This is a genomic window from Erwinia persicina NBRC 102418 (genome assembly GCF_001571305.1).
Lineage (GTDB): Bacteria > Pseudomonadota > Gammaproteobacteria > Enterobacterales > Enterobacteriaceae > Erwinia > Erwinia persicina.
The window spans coordinates 42688-60484 of sequence record NZ_BCTN01000010.1; the positions used below are offsets into that span (position 1 = coordinate 42688).

The 17797-nt window shown below is 58.5% G+C and carries 22 protein-coding genes; 4 read left to right on the forward strand and 18 right to left on the reverse strand.

Translation table 11 applies throughout. The features are described from left to right. Positions 1 to 5: 5 nt before the first annotated feature. The 6 genes from EPE01S_RS12470 to lysC are packed head-to-tail and all read right to left on the reverse strand — an operon-like array spanning position 6 to position 3099. Positions 6 to 533: a phage tail protein I gene (locus EPE01S_RS12470; RefSeq protein WP_062745473.1), complete on the reverse strand. Its 528-nt coding sequence runs from the start codon at positions 531 to 533 to the stop codon at positions 6 to 8. Continuing rightward, entirely contained in the window at positions 526 to 1434 is a 909-nt protein-coding gene (locus tag EPE01S_RS12475; protein WP_062745476.1) for a baseplate assembly protein, read from the reverse strand. The genes EPE01S_RS12470 and EPE01S_RS12475 overlap by 8 nt, the downstream gene beginning before the upstream one ends. 5 nt (positions 1435 to 1439) lie before the next feature. Further along, positions 1440 to 1784 carry a GPW/gp25 family protein gene (locus EPE01S_RS12480; protein WP_062745478.1) on the reverse strand — a complete coding sequence of 115 codons (345 nt, stop codon included), beginning with the start codon at positions 1782 to 1784 and terminating at the stop codon, positions 1440 to 1442. Next, positions 1784 to 2374, reverse strand: a complete 591-nt coding sequence (locus EPE01S_RS12485; RefSeq protein ID WP_062745480.1) for a phage baseplate assembly protein V — start codon at positions 2372 to 2374, stop codon at positions 1784 to 1786. Before EPE01S_RS12485 ends, EPE01S_RS12480 begins: the two co-directional genes overlap by 1 nt. A gap of 19 nt (positions 2375 to 2393) precedes the next feature. Beyond that, positions 2394 to 2852 (reverse strand): phage tail protein, encoded by a 459-nt coding sequence (locus EPE01S_RS12490; RefSeq protein ID WP_167550585.1) that lies wholly within the window; start codon positions 2850 to 2852, stop codon positions 2394 to 2396. Continuing rightward, a complete protein-coding gene (gene lysC, locus EPE01S_RS23805; protein ID WP_072277452.1) occupies positions 2785 to 3099 on the reverse strand; it encodes an Rz1-like lysis system protein LysC in 315 nt (104 codons plus the stop codon). Before lysC ends, EPE01S_RS12490 begins: the two co-directional genes overlap by 68 nt. A gap of 4 nt (positions 3100 to 3103) precedes the next feature. Between lysC and EPE01S_RS23810 the strand changes: the two genes are divergently transcribed. Further along, positions 3104 to 3367, forward strand: a complete 264-nt coding sequence (locus EPE01S_RS23810) for a hypothetical protein (protein WP_218007819.1) — start codon at positions 3104 to 3106, stop codon at positions 3365 to 3367. A gap of 5 nt (positions 3368 to 3372) precedes the next feature. On the opposite strand, the gene EPE01S_RS12500 is transcribed toward EPE01S_RS23810, so the two are convergent. From EPE01S_RS12500 to EPE01S_RS12515, 4 genes are all read right to left on the reverse strand, one after another. Continuing rightward, a complete protein-coding gene (locus tag EPE01S_RS12500) occupies positions 3373 to 3882 on the reverse strand; it encodes a lysozyme (protein WP_062745485.1) in 510 nt (169 codons plus the stop codon). Further along, on the reverse strand, positions 3866 to 4093 hold the full coding sequence (locus EPE01S_RS12505; protein ID WP_062745487.1) for a phage holin family protein: 228 nt from the start codon (positions 4091 to 4093) through the stop codon (positions 3866 to 3868). The genes EPE01S_RS12500 and EPE01S_RS12505 overlap by 17 nt, the downstream gene beginning before the upstream one ends. A 3-nt stretch (positions 4094 to 4096) precedes the next feature. Then, a complete protein-coding gene (locus tag EPE01S_RS12510; RefSeq protein WP_062745489.1) occupies positions 4097 to 4300 on the reverse strand; it encodes a tail protein X in 204 nt (67 codons plus the stop codon). A gap of 354 nt (positions 4301 to 4654) precedes the next feature. Continuing rightward, positions 4655 to 4846, reverse strand: a complete 192-nt coding sequence (locus tag EPE01S_RS12515) for a hypothetical protein (RefSeq protein ID WP_062745491.1) — start codon at positions 4844 to 4846, stop codon at positions 4655 to 4657. A 456-nt stretch (positions 4847 to 5302) separates the two neighbouring features. Here EPE01S_RS12515 and EPE01S_RS12520 point away from each other — a divergent pair, with 456 nt between their 5' ends. Then, positions 5303 to 5917: a phage repressor protein CI gene (locus EPE01S_RS12520; protein ID WP_062745493.1), complete on the forward strand. Its 615-nt coding sequence runs from the start codon at positions 5303 to 5305 to the stop codon at positions 5915 to 5917. A 45-nt stretch (positions 5918 to 5962) separates the two neighbouring features. Here EPE01S_RS12520 and EPE01S_RS12525 read toward each other — a convergent pair whose 3' ends face one another. From EPE01S_RS12525 to idnD, 6 genes are all read right to left on the reverse strand, one after another. After that, positions 5963 to 7453 carry a SulP family inorganic anion transporter gene (locus EPE01S_RS12525; RefSeq protein WP_062745494.1) on the reverse strand — a complete coding sequence of 497 codons (1491 nt, stop codon included), beginning with the start codon at positions 7451 to 7453 and terminating at the stop codon, positions 5963 to 5965. Further along, positions 7450 to 8073: a carbonic anhydrase gene (locus tag EPE01S_RS12530; RefSeq protein ID WP_062745496.1), complete on the reverse strand. Its 624-nt coding sequence runs from the start codon at positions 8071 to 8073 to the stop codon at positions 7450 to 7452. The genes EPE01S_RS12525 and EPE01S_RS12530 overlap by 4 nt, the downstream gene beginning before the upstream one ends. Before the next feature lie 493 nt (positions 8074 to 8566). Continuing rightward, a complete protein-coding gene (idnR, locus tag EPE01S_RS12535; protein ID WP_062745498.1) occupies positions 8567 to 9562 on the reverse strand; it encodes a DNA-binding transcriptional regulator IdnR in 996 nt (331 codons plus the stop codon). 63 nt (positions 9563 to 9625) lie between these two features. Further along, positions 9626 to 10945 (reverse strand): gluconate:H+ symporter, encoded by a 1320-nt coding sequence (locus tag EPE01S_RS12540; protein WP_062745501.1) that lies wholly within the window; start codon positions 10943 to 10945, stop codon positions 9626 to 9628. Positions 10946 to 11102: 157 nt separating this feature from the next. After that, complete coding sequence (gene idnO / locus EPE01S_RS12545) at positions 11103 to 11867, reverse strand: gluconate 5-dehydrogenase (RefSeq protein WP_062745504.1); 765 nt, start codon at positions 11865 to 11867, stop codon at positions 11103 to 11105. Positions 11868 to 11876: 9 nt separating this feature from the next. Then, on the reverse strand, positions 11877 to 12908 hold the full coding sequence (gene idnD / locus EPE01S_RS12550; protein WP_062745506.1) for an L-idonate 5-dehydrogenase: 1032 nt from the start codon (positions 12906 to 12908) through the stop codon (positions 11877 to 11879). Positions 12909 to 13149: 241 nt separating this feature from the next. On the opposite strand from idnD, the gene EPE01S_RS12555 reads away from it, so the two are divergent. Next, positions 13150 to 15147: an oxidoreductase gene (locus tag EPE01S_RS12555; protein WP_062745508.1), complete on the forward strand. Its 1998-nt coding sequence runs from the start codon at positions 13150 to 13152 to the stop codon at positions 15145 to 15147. 4 nt (positions 15148 to 15151) lie between these two features. Here EPE01S_RS12555 and EPE01S_RS12560 read toward each other — a convergent pair whose 3' ends face one another. Continuing rightward, positions 15152 to 15679 (reverse strand): YagU family protein, encoded by a 528-nt coding sequence (locus EPE01S_RS12560; protein WP_062745511.1) that lies wholly within the window; start codon positions 15677 to 15679, stop codon positions 15152 to 15154. Between the two features lie 174 nt (positions 15680 to 15853). On the opposite strand from EPE01S_RS12560, the gene EPE01S_RS12565 reads away from it, so the two are divergent. Continuing rightward, positions 15854 to 16567 (forward strand): purine nucleoside phosphorylase YfiH/LACC1 family protein, encoded by a 714-nt coding sequence (locus tag EPE01S_RS12565; protein WP_062745514.1) that lies wholly within the window; start codon positions 15854 to 15856, stop codon positions 16565 to 16567. Between the two features lie 75 nt (positions 16568 to 16642). Here EPE01S_RS12565 and rlmG read toward each other — a convergent pair whose 3' ends face one another. Next, positions 16643 to 17770, reverse strand: coding sequence for a 23S rRNA (guanine(1835)-N(2))-methyltransferase RlmG (rlmG, locus tag EPE01S_RS12570; RefSeq protein ID WP_062745516.1), 1128 nt, complete (start codon positions 17768 to 17770; stop codon positions 16643 to 16645). Positions 17771 to 17797: the final 27 nt, after the last annotated feature.

Consider the following 17797-nt stretch of genomic DNA (forward strand, 5'->3'; position numbering starts at 1 on the left):
ACCTCTCACGCGGGGAAAATCGTTACCGTTTCAGCGTCATACTGAACGGCACCTGTCCAGACAATGCCCTGAATATCCTGGGTGATCGTCAGGGCGGTTAAATGACGGCTGACGGCTTTTGCATCCGCAATCAGCCGCTCCATCTCGTTAAACATCGCTTCATCAATACCCGACTCCAGCACGCCAATTTCCAGACGAAACGTGCCCGGCGGCTCCTGGTTCTGCCACCATTCGGTGATGTTGATGACATACCCCAGCGGCTCGACCACGCGCCGGATCGCGGCGATGGTGCCCTTTCGGCGGTGAACGAACTGTGCGGACGCCACCACGGCACGCTTTGTCTCCTCCGGCCAGGTCTGATCCCAGCGGTCAACGGACCAGGCCCAGGCCAGATAGGGCAACAGCGCGACCGGACAGGTCTGCGGGTTCCATAGGGTGCGCAGCGGCACCGGTAACTGCTGAAGATGGGCGCAGGCTTCGGCGGCAGCCACCTCCAGTGGCGACGATCCGGCGGGCAGCAGACGATCACTCATCGGAGCCTCCCACACGGATCCGGTGGCCGGTACACCAGCCTGCCTGGGTTTTATCCAGCACCACGTCGCGTGCGGGCTGAGTCAGCTCCACTCGTTGCACCCCTTCAACGTGCAGCGCAGCAAACAGCGCCGACTGGCGGATATCGCGCCCCAGACGGCTCTGGGCGGTGACAAAGGCAGCCAGCCGCGCTTCTGCCGCCGCGCGGATGGGTTCCGCTTCCGGGCCGGGATAGAGGTACAGCGTGGCATCCACGCTGTACTCCACGATAGCCGCCGACCGCACGCTGACGCGGTCAGCGACCGGGCGGACATTTTCATCATTCAGCGCGATATTGACCGCCGCCAGCACCTCCGCACTGGCCTCGCCACGACCTTCGCGTGACAGCACAGTGATCAGCACTTCTGCCGGGGCCGGACTGGTCGCACTGACATCAGCCACCCGCCCGTCAGCGCTGCGGGCGTGGTACTCATACGCCCCACCCGGACCGGCCACGCTCAGTCCCTCAAAAGCCTGAGCGATACGCAGACGGAAATCGTCGTCGCTCTCAAGTAACGCGGGTACGGGTGGCCGGGTGCTGTTATCAGCGGGCCTCAGGACCAGACGGGTCACGCCATTGTTGATACCGAGCTGGTCGAGATCGCTTCCCGTCGCGAAGGCCACCATCGTGCCTTTCGCGGCCTCATTAATCCGCTGCCGCAGGATCAGTTCGCGATAGGCATTCTCCTCCAGCAGCTTAACAATGGGCTCAGACTCCAGTTCAAGAGTGCGGGTGATGACCGCCTGCTGATCGGCCGGATAGAGCGCAATCAGACGGGTTTTACGCGCCTGAAGCAGCGTTTCAAAATCCAGCGCTTCGACGATGTTCGGCGCAGGTAACTGACTTAAATCAATGGTGGCCATAGTAGTTAACTCACTGGAATGGATAAGGAAAAAGTGGACTGATTGCTGGTACCGCTCAACGCGACCTCCATGCGGCCGTCAAGACCCGGCTGGTAGCTGATGCTGTCGAGGGTGATACGCGGCTCCCAGCGCAGCAACGCCATGTAGCAGGCTGACATAATCTGCAGACGCAGCGTCTCGTTCTGCGGCTGGTCGATCAGCGCCGACAGCAGCGATCCGTAGTCGCGGCGCATCACCCGTGATCCCTGCGGGGTCAGCAGAATATCGCGCACCGACTGGCGAACATGATCGATATCCGCCAGCTGCAGGCCGCTGTCGCGCTGCATGCCTGACCAGGTTGCTGTATTCATCACTGTGGCCCCGCTGTTTTGCTGCCGCCGCTCTCGACACCCGCGTGAACGTGGCTGTGGACGACGATACCGTTCGAAGAGAAGCTGCCGCCGCTGTGGCTGATCGTGCCCTGTAGCGTGCCCCCCTCGCTGAGCACAAATGTTTTCGCCTTCAGCTGCTGAGTGCACTCCACCAGCGGGCTGTCGAGGGTGATTTTTACCGCCGCCCGGATGCTGGCCGACTGGATACCGCTGGCTGTCAGCGCACCGCTCTGCGGTTCGTAGGCGATCTGCGCCCCGTCCGGGAACTGCCAGCACACCGCATCCTGCGATGCCGAAGGCGGCGGGAAAGCATCAGAGAAGATCCCCGGCAGCACAAAGGCGGTGGTCAGTTCACCGCTCAGCGCCAGCAGCAGCACCTGCTCACCCGGTGAGGGCGCATGCCAGCTGCGAACCTGGCCCGCGCTGCTGCTCAGCCACGGCAGCCAGCCGGTGAGGTTGCCGTCGCTCTTTACCCGGCATCGCGCCCGGGGAAGATCGACCTCGCTGACCGTACCGATGCGCAACAGGTTGTTGAGCTGGCGGCGGGTTTCCACGACAAATTCATTCATTGCGTACTCCTTCTGGCTTTCAGACTGCAGGCCATTCACTGACCAGCTGATGGTTGATATAGAGCTGCCACGGGCGGGACACGGCTTCCGGCACCGCTGGCTCCGGCAAATGGGTCACACTCAGGGCCCCGTCGCTTTCGCTGACCAGCACGCGCTCGGTCAGCGGGATCACCAGGCTGAAGTCGCCGTTAACGCTGCTGCTGAACACCATGCCGTTTTCACGTCTGGCCGCCGTGGTCATCAGGTCGGGTTGATTTTCCCGCAGCCACAGCAGCAGGGAGACCACCAGGGCATCCCGGTCGTCGCCGGCGTCGCTGACGGTAATGCGCAGCGGGTACTGGTATTCAAAACTCAGTGAGGCAGCGGGCGTACAGACTACCCTGCCCTGCTCCAGCGAAAGGGTCAGCCGTTCAGGGTGATTCTGCAGGTCGGGTACGCGGGCCAGTAAGGCCTCGCGCAGTCGTTTGGGTTTTAACATCATGTTGCTCCTGACACTGTTTAAGGGTTTCGACTTGCAGGCCGCACGTCAGTAGCGCCTGCTCCAGCTGGCGGATCGCTGTCAGCAGATCCCCCTGCGTCTCTGGCTGAACCGCCGGTACCGGACAACTGCTGATGACGGGACAACCACGCCAGATAATCACTGGCGGTGGCGAAAGCGGGGTGCTGCTGCAGCCGGATAATCCCGTCAGGCAGAGCAGCATGGCTCCAGTTTTGTAGTGCCTCATTGCTGTGCAGGACCCTCTGATCGTTGACATATTGTTTCAGGGTGATATCGCCGGCCCTGAGCAGGGACTGGCGCAGCGTGCGCTCGGCCTCGGCCTGGCGGGAGATATCCGCTTTCAATTGCCTGATGACGGCGTTTCGCTGATCCACCCCCGCGTGGAGCACGGCATTACGCTGCTGCAGTTCGATGCGCTCACGGTAAAGAATGGCCAGCCAGCGCCCGCCGCCACCCAGCGCGATCAGCAGCGTCAGCACCAGGGTTATCCATAATCGGGTCATCCCACCCCCTTCAGGCACAGGGCGCGTTCAGCGCTTCTTCGCGCCTCAATTCCCTTATTACGTACGCCCGCGACATACACCCAGCGCATCAGCTGATCGCAGGCTGCCCGCCACTGCTGCTGATTGATCAGCCGGGCATAGGTGGAGCGACAGACCGCGCTCACGCCGACGTTAAAGGCAAAGGAGACCGTGGCGTCCCAGACCCCCTGCGGCATCGTCACCTGCAGGCAGCGGGCGATACCGCGCTCTACCCGCTGCACGTCATCAATCAGATTGACCGCTACCTGACGCTCACTGACCGCCGTCACGGGCGTCATCCCCCGGGTATGGCCGATACCGTTCGTCCAGACACCCGCACTGCACTGATACGGTGAAGTCCGGCAGCCCTCGGCACTGGCCAGCAGCTGCAGGCCCTCGCCGGAGATCTGCAGCGTGGAGAACGACGGCAGCGTGACGGCCAGCGCCAGTACAATCAGCACCGCACATTTTTTAGCGGGTGAATTCATCTTCGCTCCCGTTTCTCTGTCGCTGTTGCCACAACCGCCAGGTCTTACGGCGGTAATGCCAGTTGATAAAGAAGTTCGCGATGTTGATGCACAGCGTCACCACAGCCACCAGCGCACCCACCATAAAGGCGATGTCCTGTACGGTGTGCCGGCTGGCCCACATCATCATCACACTGGTGAAATAGCCGATCAGTGAGCTGCTTTTCTCCATCGGTCAGCTCCACAGATTGAGCGTTTCGTGGGTGGCAGAAAGGGAGAGCGACGGAAGCTCAATCGGATAACCGTGAGGCAACCGGGCTCCCTGTTCAGCCAGTCCGCGATTCGCGGCATAAACGGCTTCCACCACCTGCCGCGTGCGGCCATAGTGGCGAAAACAGATCTCATCGACGCAGTCATCCTGCAGGGCATAAATTTTCATTTTTCACTCCCCCGTAGCGGGTATTACGCTGACAGAAACGGCCGGGAAAGAGGTTGGTGTGATGACTTCCGCTTCCCAGTGCCGGGTAATCTCAACCAGTGTGCGTTCTCAACTTATGGCGCTCAATTGGGGGGTGTTGTAGGACAGGTGTGACAACGTGAACCCCCTGTCCGGGACGAATACGGGCGGTATTCAGCCACCGGCGGCGGTAAGATGGGGGCAACAGACATAAAAAAAGCCCCCATAAAGGGAGCTTGAGCAGAACAGAATGCAGGAGGATATTTCAGGGACGGGCACGCAGTGAACAGAACGCCCGGACGGCAAATAACACGCGGATCGCGTGCTTAAAAAGCGTTAACGTTCGGTATTAGGGGGGGAAAAGACAACGGAGAACTGGCCATTTTTCAGCTCTATACCGCTGGCAAGATCCGCGATCAAATGCAGCGCAATCTCACGATCCCGCTCCCTGCAAACCCCTTCAGAGGTTAATCTTGCTATCAGTTCTACGCGCTCCAGAATCACGCTTTCGGCTAATTCTTTGTCCACAACTCCCCCTCCTTTTCACTGTACATACATACAGTATCATAGCACTTACCAATAAGAAAAGTTTTTTACGTGTACCTGCAACAATGTTTATCACACTGATAATTATAAAAATAATAAATTTCCCCCACCTTGTCCTGCCTGTAGGGATTGAGGCGTTGCCACTCTTTTTTGAGAGGACAGAGAAGAGAAGTGACGGTGAAAAACGGGAATTAACGGGCGCTTAATTAATTAGCGACACTCATATTCAGGCCGCGCTGGCCGTGGATGGAGAGGCGCATTCACTTAAGATGAATTGCCGGGCTGGGGAAGGAAAACCGATGGTGTTACGGGTTGTAAAAATGGCCTCCATCGGGCAAAATCTCATAGAATTCCTGTTCTCTCTATCCTGATGTGCCCTTAAAGCTACAATAATAAATTGCGCACTCCCCAAAAAATGAAATCACCAGGAGTATGAGAGTGAGCCTAAAAATCGACTTTCAGAATGGCGCAAAAGAGGTGCTGGATCGCGTACTCCAGGCCTACGGATTTTCGACGAAACTGGCGCTGGCTGAACACCTCGGCATTGCCAGTAGCAGCCTGGCTAATCGCTATTCGCGCGGTCATTTTCCCTCTGACATCGTGATCCGCTGCATGGCCGATACGCAGGCCTCATTACAGTGGCTGGCAACCGGTGAGGGAGAGTCTCCGTCGGCCACCTCAGTAACGGATGCTCCACAGGCATCGCCGTCAGCGCATCTCCTGTCGCTCCCCCGCCAGCGTCTGGACGGCGGGAAACTGACCGATCTGACCGACATGACGCTGGAAGCGGCCTTCTTTGAAGGCTGGTCCATCATCCCCGAACGGCCGCTACTGCTGATTGATGGCCAGCAACAGTTCATCGCCGAGCAGCTGTTCAGCGAGATCCAGGACGGTGACTGGCTGGTGTCGCTGGAGGGCCAGGTCAGCGTCCGCAGTCTCACCCGTATTCCTCCGGGACGGGTGCGGGTGGCCAACGGCCAGCAGCAGTTCGAATGTGGACTGAATGAGATCATCCCCCTGGCCCGCATGGTGATTGCCTGCCGCCCGGTGTAATAACGATAAAGTACAAGGCCACGTCCTGTGGCCTGAAGAACGGCGTTATCCCTGTGTCAGTGTCCCCTGCCATGGCCACTGATTGAGCTGAATTCCCCGTTTTTTCGCGCCTTCACCAAAATCATGCAGCAACGCTTTGACGTCCGGGTCGATATATTCTGCGCTATCGTGATCCACAATCACCACGCTGTTCTCCGGGATCTCCGCCAGCAGCCCCTTCAGGCGCGGATTGTGCATAAAGGTCAAGTTCTGCTGGAAGCGCAGAACATAATGGTCATCGTAGCGCGTCAGCAGCATGGCATTACGGTGGCTTTTATAGATGCTGAACAGGATCTGCGTCGCCAGGCCGATACCAATTCCCGCCAGCATACCGAACATCAGAATACCGCCAATCGTGGCAAGGAACGGCACCGACTGCGGCGCGCCCTGCCGGATCTGCGAGACAAACAGTCCCGGCGTGGCCAGCTTGTAGCCGGTATACAACAGAACGGCGGCAAGGCTCGCCAGCGGGATAGCATTCAGCACCCCGCTAAACCACAGGCCACACACCAGCAGCAGCGCGCCATGAAGCAGGATCGACAGCTTGCTCTGCGCGCCCGCGCTGACGTTGACCGAACTGCGCACGATCACCGCAGTAATGGGCAGGCCACCGAGAAAACCGGACAAGGCATTACCGATCCCCTGGGCGCGCATCTCTTTATCCGGTGACGGGGCCGGATGCTGCGGGCGCAGCTTTTTCAGCGCTTCCTGACTGAGCAGGGTTTCCAGGCTGGCCACAATCGCCAGCGTGGCGGCAATCAGATAAACCGCTGGGTTCTGCCATGCCTGCCAGTCCGGCCGCTCCAGCTCGCTGGTCAGAGCCGCAACGCTGTCAAAGGTGGGCAGAGAGATTCGCGGCAGACCGGACGCGAGGTCGGGGAAAAAGCGCCCCCCCAGCACCGTGGCCAGGCAGCCCAGCAACACCGCCATCAGCGGGCCCGGCATCCAGCCCAGCCAGCGGTTATTTTTGACGGTTTTAGTGGTCCACAGCCAGAGTACCAGCAGCCCGGCAGACGCCACGGCGATCGCGGGCAGAGAGATATTCAGCGACCCGCCGTTCAGCAGTGAGGTCAAATCGCTTTCACCTGCCGCCCCAAGGGCAACCGGGATTTGCTGGATGATCAGCAGGATGCCGATCGCGGCCAGCATCCCCTTGATCACACTGCCCGGTACCAGGGTAATAAAACGTCCGGCACGCAGCGCCCCCATCAGGAACTGCAACACACCGGCTATCATCAGCGCCAGCAGCAGGGCTGAAAAGGATCCCAGCGTCTCGACAGCCCCGGTAACAATCGTGACCAGCCCGGCAGCCGGGCCGCTGACCGCAAATTTTGACGGGCTGAAGGTGGTGACTACCAGCCCCCCTATCACCCCGGTCAGCAGGCCGACAAACGGCGGCAGCCCGCTGGCCTGGGCAATCCCCAGGCATAAAGGGAGCGCCACCAGAAACACCACCAGCCCGGCGGGAATATCCTGACGTAAGCTCTTCATATTCATACGATCCCCTCTTCTGTCTGCTGGACAAGCTCTTTCAGATGCCCGCTGTGCAGATCGTACACGCAGCCAAACACCTCCAGCGCCACACCTTCACGCCAGGCCTTCAGCACCGGGTCGGTTTTCACCAGCTGGCTGAACTGCGCCAGCACATTCGCTTCCACCAGGCGATTGAGGTGCGCGCCCGGTTCCTCATCGCCCGCCTGCGTTGCCAGGGCGGGTGACAGGGCATTTCTCAGTTGGGTGATACGCCGTGCCAGCGGAGAGTTTTCATCCCCCAGGGGGATGTCCGGCAGGGTCAGCGCCGCCTGCACGCCCCCACAGCCGTAATGCCCACAAAGCACAATGCTGGAAACCTTCAAATATTCAAGGGCATACTGCAATACGCTCATAAAGTTATCGTCATGACTCACGACCATATTGGCGATATTACGATGTACAAAGAGCTCCCCGGGGTGCGCACCGGTCAGCACCTCCGCCGGGACGCGGCTGTCAGAACACCCGATCCATAAAGCATGGGGCTGCTGCCCGTCCACATTTTGCCGGAAATAGTGCGGATTACGTTGGCGTCGCTGTAAGGCCCAACTGCGGTTTTTCGCTAACAGGGGTTTTAGGGTCGTCAAAATAGAATCTCTCTTCCGGGAAGCTGGGAAATAAGTTCTAACATCTTAGCGAATAGAAAGTGATTAAGATTAATCTTAACTGACGATAAATAACGGAAATGTAAACTTGCTTAAAGTTACTTTATTTACACCGATTATGCAGGCATGGGAAAATATAAGAAAAGCTTATACCTCGGTCAGAATTAATATTGAATTTATTTAATATAACATATAAATCAATGAATTAAATAATAACACTAACAAGGGGAAATAGCGGATATTTTAGATGAGGATGTTTTTTAAATACTCGCATCTCTTTAATTAACTAATAAAAGCAAAATACTTTTTTCTTCCACGTCGGGTTGAATCCGTATCTTACTGCTCAGGCTGAATTTATTATTTAGTTACCCGGGTTATCAATTATTGTCAGTAAATGCGCCATAATTTAAGCGCATTTACATTTTACAGTCTGCCAGGGAAGACCCGTCGCGGCGGGGATCCTGCTTTGCCCGCGTCAGATTGTCTCCCCCATAAAGATCTGATAGCTCAGATCGATGGAGTCTGCCGAGAAGCGGCTGTCACCGATCTTTTTCAGCAGCAGTTCAGCGGCGGTATAACCGATAGCGTAACGAGGCGTGATCACGCTGGCCATGGTCGGGTACATCTCGCGGCTGATATCCAGTCCGTGGAAACCGGCAATCGCGATGCGGCCCGGTACGGCAATGCCGTGGCGCTGGCAGTGCAGCAGGGCGCCCAGCGACAGATCGTCGTTGGTGCAGAACACGGCATCCAGATCGGGAAACTGCTCCAGCGCGCTGGCCAGCATCGCGGCCCCCAGTTTCTGTGAGGAGATCGCTTTCGGGTTAACCCGGTTACCCACGCCGCCGCGTTCCTCCATCGCCTGACAGTAACCGCGATAGCGAAACTCATCCCGGCGGTCATCCTGGGAACCGAAGTAGATCACCCGCCTGCGCCCCTGATCGAGCAGCGTGCGCGTCATATCGTAACCGGCGCTGAAGTTGTTAAACCCCACCTGCATGTCCAGGCAGGAGCCCTGGGTATCCATCACTTCAACAATCGGGATCTGCGCCGCCCGCAGGTACTTTACCGCGCGCAGGGTGTGATCTTTTTCACTGAGGATAATGCCGTCAATGTTGTACGACAGCAGATTAATGATCTGCTCCTCTTCAGTCTGTTTGTCGTAGTTGTAGTTGGCAATCAGCGTCTGGTAGCGCCCCTCCTGGGTCGCCGCTTCGATACCGCTGAGAAGGTCAGCAAAGATCTGATTTTTAAACGAGGGGATCAGCACGCCGAGGGTATAGCTCTTCGAGCTGAGGAGCATCTCCGGCGCACGGTTAGGAATGTAGTTAATTTCTTCGATAATCTGCGCGATCTTCGCCCCGGTTTCCGGTGATACCCGGTCAGGCGTGCGCAGGTAACGGCTGACCGTCATTTTCGTCACGCCAGCCAGCGTGGCGATGTCCTGTAGCGATATGCGGTGCGATCTCATGCGTTTCCAGCGTTCAAAAGAAAAAAGGGCCAGGCACCTGCCTGACCCTGTGTCGCCGCCAGGTTAATGGATGATGGCGTTTAGAATCAGCACACCGGCCAGGCCGAGGAAGGAGATCAGCGTTTCCATCACCGTCCAGGTTTTCAGCGTCTCAATCACGCTCAGGTTGAAATAGCCTTTAAACAGCCAGAAGCCCGGGTCATTAACGTGTGAAGCAATGACGCTACCGGAACCCACGGCCAGCACCATCAGCGCCGGGTCGGCGTGGGTAATGGCAATAATGGGCGTAACGATACCGGCGGTGGTAATAGCCGCCACGGTGGCAGAACCCAGCGCAATACGCAGCATTGCCGCTACCGTCCAGCACATCAGCAACGGAGAGAGCGATGAACCCTTCATCATGTTAGCAATGTAGTCACCCACGCCGCTGTCCACCAGCACCTGCTTAAAGGCACCGCCGCCCGCAATAATAAAGACGATCATGGCGATAGCCGCAATGGATGAACTGCACATCTCCATCACTTCTTCCATTTTACGCCCGTTGCGCAGACCCAGCGTAAACACCGCAATCACCACTGAGATAAACAGCGCGACCGCCGGATTCCCCACAAATTCGAAGAACTGGCGCAGCACGTTCTCTTTCGGCGTGGTCAGCTCAAATACTGCCGCCACGGCCATCAGGATCACCGGGATCACGGCAGCAAAGATGCTGGTCCAGAACCCTGGCATTTCGTGATCTTCAAAGATTTTCGGGTTATACAGGCCTTCCGGCGGCGACTTCTCGAAGCCTTTGAGGAATTTGGAGAAGATCGGCCCGGCGATAATCACGGTAGGAATGGTGATGATCATGCCATAGAGCAGCGTGGTGCCCAGATTTGCGCCAAAGATGGTGGCAATGGCCGTAGGCCCCGGATGCGGCGGCAGGAAGCAGTGCGTCACGGACAGCGCGGCAACCATCGGCAGCCCCACGTACAGCATCGGCATGCCCGAGGCGGCGACCACGGTAAACACCAGCGGCAGCAGCAGCACAAAGCCGATTTCGTAGAACATCGCCAGCCCGACGATCAGGCCGGTGACCATCAGCGCCCACTGCACGCGCTGTTTGCCGAAGGAGGCAATCAGCGTGGTGGCGACGCGCTGCGCGGCCCCGGTATCTGACACCAGCTTACCCAGCATCGCCCCGAAGCCGAGGATCAGCGCCAGGCTGCCGAGCGTACCGCCGACCCCTTTCTGAATGGAGGCGATCACCGCCAGCGGTGTCATCCCCTCTGCCACACCAACCACGGCAGAGACAAATATCAGCGCAATAAAGCCGTTGACCTTGAAGACGATCATCAGCACCAGCAGCAGGATTACGCCAATAGCTATTATTGTAATGGGCATAAAGCACTTCCTTTAAAAGTAGAGGTACAGTTCTGATAAGCGTGCTTATCCGGAAGGTTTCAGGTTGCAACAGGGCGGCGACTCAGCAGCGCCCTGGAGCGTAACCAGGTCGCGCGCAGAAGCCGACACCGCTGCCGCCTGAAAGATAAAGGATAAACTACACCGCGACGCGCATCCCACCATCGACAAAAAGTAGGTGCCCGTTCACAAAATCAGACGCTTTCGAGGCGAGGAACACCGCCGCGCCGATCAACTCCTCCGGGTTACCCCAGCGTGCAGCAGGCGTACGTTTGCATAACCAGGCGGTGAAGGCTTCATCGTCGGCCAGCGCCTGGGTCATCTCGGTTTTGAAGTAACCCGGGGCAATACCGTTAACCTGAATGTTGTGGCGCGCCAGCTCAACGCACATACCGCGCGTCAGCATGGTGACGGCCCCTTTCGATGCGGCATAGGGGGTAATCGTGTCACGCCCCAGTTCGCTCTGCATGGAGCCGATATTGATAATTTTGCCTTTCTGGCGCGTTACCATCTTTCGGGCAACGGCCTGGGAGACCAGGAATACGGCCGTCTGATTGACCGCGATCACGTCGTTCCAGTCCTGCTCCGGGAACTCGAGAAACGGGCGACGGCGCTGAATACCGGCGTTGTTGACCAGAACATCAATCGGGCCAATCTCAGCCTCAATTTTCTCGACTGCCGCATTCACTTCGGCGGACTGCGTCACATTAAACGCTACTGCGTGGGCCCTGAATCCCTGCTGACGCAGGTCGTCGGCAGCCTTATCGGCCCCCTGCTGGGTGGTGGCGTTAATAATCACCTCCGCCCCGGCTTCAGCCAGTCCTCTGGCCATCAGGAAACCAATACCGCGGCCGGAACCGGTGATCAGCACACGTTTATTATCGAGCGAAAAAAGCGTTGTCATGGTCATCCTTTAAAAAGTCAGCTGCACTTTGGCAGCCCGGCTCTTGTCACCGGCAAACTGCAGTGCCGCATCAATATTCTGGTAGTCATATTCGCCGCTGAACAGCGGCAGCGGGTTAACGGTGCCGTTACCCAGCCACTCCACCGCCGTGTTGAATTCGCTGGTAAAGCGGAACGAGCCCACCAGACTGATCTCTTTAGCGATCAGCATCATGATCGGGAAGGCGGGTACGTCACCGCCCATGCCCACCTGCACCAGGGTGCCTTTCGCCCGCGTGACTTCCAGGCAGCGCGTCAGTGAGGAGGGATGGCCCGAGGCTTCAAACGCCACGTCAAAGTAGCCTTTGTCTGCCAGGTACGGGGTGAAGTCCCCGCTGGCGGCATGAACAGTGGCGGTTGCCCCCATCGCAACAGCCATTTCCAGCGAGCGCTCGCTGACGTCGGCACAAACCACTTCTGCCGCCCCTTTGGCCCTTGCGGCGGCGGCAATCAGGCAACCGATCGGGCCCACGCCAGAGATAAAGACCTTTTTGCCGTGCAATTCGCCACCCTGATTGGCGGCGTGGATGCAGACCGCCAGCGGCTCGGCAAACACCATCACTTTATCGTCTGCGGCATTGTCGTAAGGGATGCACTGGCTGCTGTCGACGACTTTGAACTGGGTGAAGCCACCGTCCACGTGCGGGTAGTACATTGCACTGCCGAAGAAGCGCATGGTGGTGCACTGGTTATCTTCACCGGCCAGGCAGTATTTACAGCTGCCGCAGGGTTTTGACGGATTGACCGCCACTTTCTGGCCCTCGTGCAGCGCCGGATTGTCGCTTTTTACCACCTGCCCAATCACTTCGTGACCGAGGATCATCGGCATTTTTACGGCAAAACTGCCGACTTTACCGTGCTGATAATAGTGCAGGTCGGAGCCGCAGATGCCGCCACGGGTGATGCGAACCAGCGTGCCTTCGCCCAGGTAATTCACCTGCTGGCTGATAACTTCAACCTGCTCTTTACCGTTGATCATGCAGGATTGTGTGAGGGTGCTCATGGTCGTCTCCAGTACGTATCGGGTCATGGCGCCTATCAAATCGATGTTTAACTTGTAATTCTGTGAATCAGATCACCAAAATTCATGTTACTAAATCAATGTTACGCATAACGTGAAGCACGTTGCCCTTTCTCTGCGAGATATTCAGTGGCATTCATCACAAAGCGATTAACTGCACTTTCATCGCGGTCATTTGACCGCTACAGTGAAACTCATCCGACCACTTCAGGAATCACTGACGATGAGCGTGTCACTGTTCTCCCCGCTGGACCTGGGATTCACCCAGCTTAAAAACCGTTTTCTGATGGGATCGATGCATACCGGGCTGGAAGAACATCCGGATGGCCCGGCGCGGCTTGCCGCATTCTATGCAGAGCGCGCCCGCGCCGGGGTGGCGCTGATTGTGACTGGCGGTATTGCGCCTTCGCCAGAGGGCGTGGTCAGCGCCGGAGCATCGGTGCTGAATGATGAGGCACAGCTCCCTCATCATCGGCAGGTGACGGATGCGGTACACGAGGCGGGGGGTAAAATTGCCCTGCAAATCCTGCACGCCGGGCGCTACAGCTATCAGCCCGCGCTGGTCGCCCCTTCCGCTCTCCAGGCCCCGATTAACCCCTTTACCCCACGGGCGTTAAGCCATGATGAGATTCTGCAACTGATTGCCAGTTACGCGCGCTGTGCGCGCCTGGCGCAGCAGGCAGGCTATGATGGCGTGGAGATTATGGCGTCGGAAGGCTACCTGATTAATCAGTTTCTGGTGGCGCACACCAACCAGCGTGACGATGAGTGGGGAGGCGATGAGCCCCGCCGCCAGCGGTTTGCACTGGATATTCTCAGGGCGGTGCGGGCCGCCGTTGGCGCGGAGTTTATTATTATCTTCCGTCTGTCGATGCTCGATCTGGTGGAACAGGGCAGCACGCTTGAGCAGACCGTCCGGCTGGCGCAGGCGGTTGAGCAGGCGGGGGCAACGCTGATTAACACCGGTATCGGCTGGCATGAGGCGCGTATTCCTACCATCGCCACCGCCGTACCGCGTGCGGCCTTCGCCTGGGTCACGCAGGCGCTCCGGCAGCACGTCACGATCCCGCTGATCGCCACTAACCGAATTAACCATCCTGACGTCGCCCAGCGCGTACTGGATGAAGGCTGCGCCGATATGGTGTCCATGGCCCGCCCCTTTCTGGCCGACGCTGAATTTGTGCTCAAAGCCCGTGAGGGGCGCAGCGATGAGATCAACACCTGCATCGCCTGCAATCAGGCCTGCCTCGATCAGATCTTCGTGGGTAAGCTCACCTCCTGTCTGGTGAATCCCCGCGCCTGCCATGAAACGGTGATGGTCATGACGCCTGCCGTGCAGAGCAAATCGCTGGCGGTGGTCGGGGCCGGCCCTGCCGGGCTGGCGTTTGCGGTCAACGCCGCACAGCGCGGCCACCGGGTGACGCTGTTTGATGCACTGCCGGAAACCGGCGGCCAGTTCAATATCGCCCGGCAGATCCCCGGTAAAGAAGAGTTCAGTGAAACGCTGCGCTACTTCCGCCGTCAGCTTGCGCTGCACCGGGTGACGCTGCGGCTGAATCATCGCGCAACACCGGATGATGTCGCCGCATTTGATGAGGTGATACTGGCTACCGGCATCGTGCCGCGTGTGCCGCCCATACCGGGTATCGACCACCCTTCCGTGCTGAGTTATCTCGATGTCATTCGCGACCGGAAACCCGTCGGGCAGCGTGTGGCGATTATTGGCGCGGGCGGCATCGGTTTTGATACGGCTGAATATCTGGTGGCGGGCGGGCAGGATATCAGTGCATTCTGCCGGGAATGGGGCATTGACCGCACGCTCTCCCAGCCTGGCGGGCTGTTACCGCCGGAAAGACCGCATGCCGCACGGCAGGTGTGGTTGCTCCAGCGCAAGCCGGGTAAACCCGGTGCCGGGCTGGCGAAAACCACCGGATGGATCCACCGCGCCAGCCTGCAGATGCACGGCGTGCAGATGTGGGGCAGCGTAGAATATCTGCGGATTGACGATGAGGGGCTGCATATCCTGCGCGACGGCGAACCGCAGACACTGCGCGTGGATAACGTGGTGATCTGCGCCGGTCAGGAGCCGGAGCGATCCCTGGCCGACGCGCTGGCCGCCCGGGGGATCGTGGCCCACATTATCGGCGGTGCCGACGTGGCGAAAGAGCTGGATGCCCGTCGCGCCATTAAACAGGGGACGCTGCTGGCGCTGGCGATTTAAGGCATTATCCTGTGACTGCCCCGCTGGTTTGCACGCAGCGGCGGCGCAGTTCACGACGGAAAATCTCTATCGTCCACATCCACAGGATATGCCCGAAGGTTTCGGAAAAAATCTCTTCCACCGGCAAGTGCCAGATCGGGGGCGCCCATCCCCCCACGGGCAGCACCACACCGTGGAAAACGACGGTGATAGCCAGCGCAAAGCCCACGCCCTGCCACAGCGTTATTTTTGGGAAAATCTCTGCCAGCCAGCAGTAGATCATGGCAAAAAAGAGGGAAAACAGGTGATGCACACCCGCCACACCCCAGTTTACGAGGTGGCCGGAATAGTGATAAACCATATTATTCACAGTAAAGCCAAAGTCACTGAGCATCTCAGCCGGAGGAATGGCCCGGTCAGGGGTTCGCGGCGGGAAGGGATTTTCGGTTCCCCATTTTACAAAGCTGGCGACATTCCCCCCCATAAAACCGGCGAAAAGTGCTGCAGCAACGTGACGTGGTGGTGCAGGATGGCTAACGGCCAGGGTGTTCATAGGATGTCCTTCCATTGACAGTGATTTAATCCAATCGTCCCCAAAGGATACCCTGTTTCCCGTCCCCGGTTCACAGCAGGAATGGCGAAAAATGCGCACTGAATAAAACATTAAAAATGTCGCATCGCACCTGTAGTATCACTGCAACGCCTCCGAGATAAAAAGGAACCTACGATGCCGCACTCCTGTCATTCTGCCCTGCTCTCCAGCCTGAGCTGGCTTGACCACGCGTTTATGTCCGCAGGCGAACGCCCCCCTGAAGCAACGCTGTATAACCAGCAGCGCCACAGTGCCCGCGTCATTTCCGATGTGGAGGCCCGGCCGGTGAAGAGTCAGGAAGCCGACGGTTTGATAGGTACCGGCAGCACGCCCGTGGCGATCTACACCGCTGACTGCCTGCCGGTGCTGATTGCCGATACGCGTCAGCGACAGGTGGCAGCGGTACATGGGGGATTAAAAGGCATACTGAGCGGGGTGATGGGTAACGCCATCACGCAGCTGTGTGAACGCGGAGCCACGCCGGACAGCCTGTTTATTGCCATCGGCCCGGCTATCGGCCCCTGCTGCTATGAGCTCGGTCAGGATGTGATTGCCCGGGCGCAGCAGGATGACCCGCATCACCTGGCAGAGCTGATGTCATGGTCTGCCACTCCCTTCCCTAACCCGGCGGCCGTGCGCCCACAGGCGCGGGGAACCACCGATGGCGTCTGGTTTGACCTGCCACTGCTGGCAAAACGTATTGCGCTACGCGCCGGGGTGCCGGAAAACCAGATTGAGCTGTCGCAGGTGTGTACCTACTGTATGGCTGAGGATCAGGCGAGTTACCGCCGTAACAGCCACGTCCAGCAGGGCTATCAGCAGCGCTTTTCGTGGATTGCGAAGCGATAACGCCAGGAACGAGGCGTGTCTTGCCCCCGGGAATCGTACCCGGGCCGATCGCTGCGCCGACCGGCCCGGCGCGGGTTACGGCATTTTTACCGAACGTAACACCACAAACTTCTGATTGCTCGCCACGGTGGTGCAGTTGCCAAACAGCTTCTTCATCTTGTGGTAGTTGTCGAGGTGACGGTTACCGACAATACGCAGTTCGCCGCCATCCTGCAGGCAGCGGCGCGCATCGCGCAGCATCTGCCAGGCAATATGGTCGGTCACCGCGCTCTGCTGGTGGAAGGGCGGATTGCACAGCACTGCGTGCAGACGGTCTGACGGGTAACCTGCCAGCGAATTATTGACGTGGAACGTACTGCGTTCCCTGTCCTGTGGGCAGTTCACTTCTATATTCATCCGGCTGGATGCCACTGCCATATATGACTCATCGACAAAATGGACCTGCGACAGCGGGTTCTGCTGCAGCGCCATCAGGCCAATCACGCCATTGCCACAGCCCAGGTCGACAATCTCACCTTCCAGATCGGAGGGCAGATGCTGTAAGAAGAAGCGTGCCCCCACATCCAGCCCGCCACGTGAAAAGACGTTAGCATGGTTGTGGATCTGGTACGGGGTGCCGTCCAGCTGCCAGCGGGCAATCACGTCGTCCGCTTTCAGCTCGGGCGCGCTGAAGGTGCAGTAAATCAGGCGGGCTTTTTTACGCGCCAGCGAGGTGGTGGTGGCCCCCAGAATTTTTTCAAACAGCTGCAGCGTGGAGGTATGGATATCTTTCGCTTTTCCGGCGGCCACAATCTGGGTGGCCGGGGTCACGACGTCGCGCAGTGCCCGCAGCTGATATTCCAGCAGCGCGAGGGTTTTTGGCACCTTAATCAGAACGCGGGCCGGGGCGGCGGGTAACGGGCTCAGGCTGTCGAGTAGCTGCACGTCCCCTTCATCCAGATGGTTCAGCGCCAGGTTCTGGCGCGTCGCCTGCTGGTTCAGCCAGGAGTCACTGATGCTGTATACGCCCTCACCGGCCAGCGCACAGGCCAGCGCACCGAAGGTGTCGTTAAAGATCAGCGTCGCGCCGCTGACCGGGGCATCGCCCAGATGCTGCAACAGATATTCGTCGGCCGCATCCCAGGCCTGCAACGGGCTTTCTTCGCGCATTTGGGGAAAACGATGCAGCGTCAGCATGCGGTTGCTTAGTTCGAGTTGGCTCATGGGATCACCTTAGTGGTAAAATTCCCG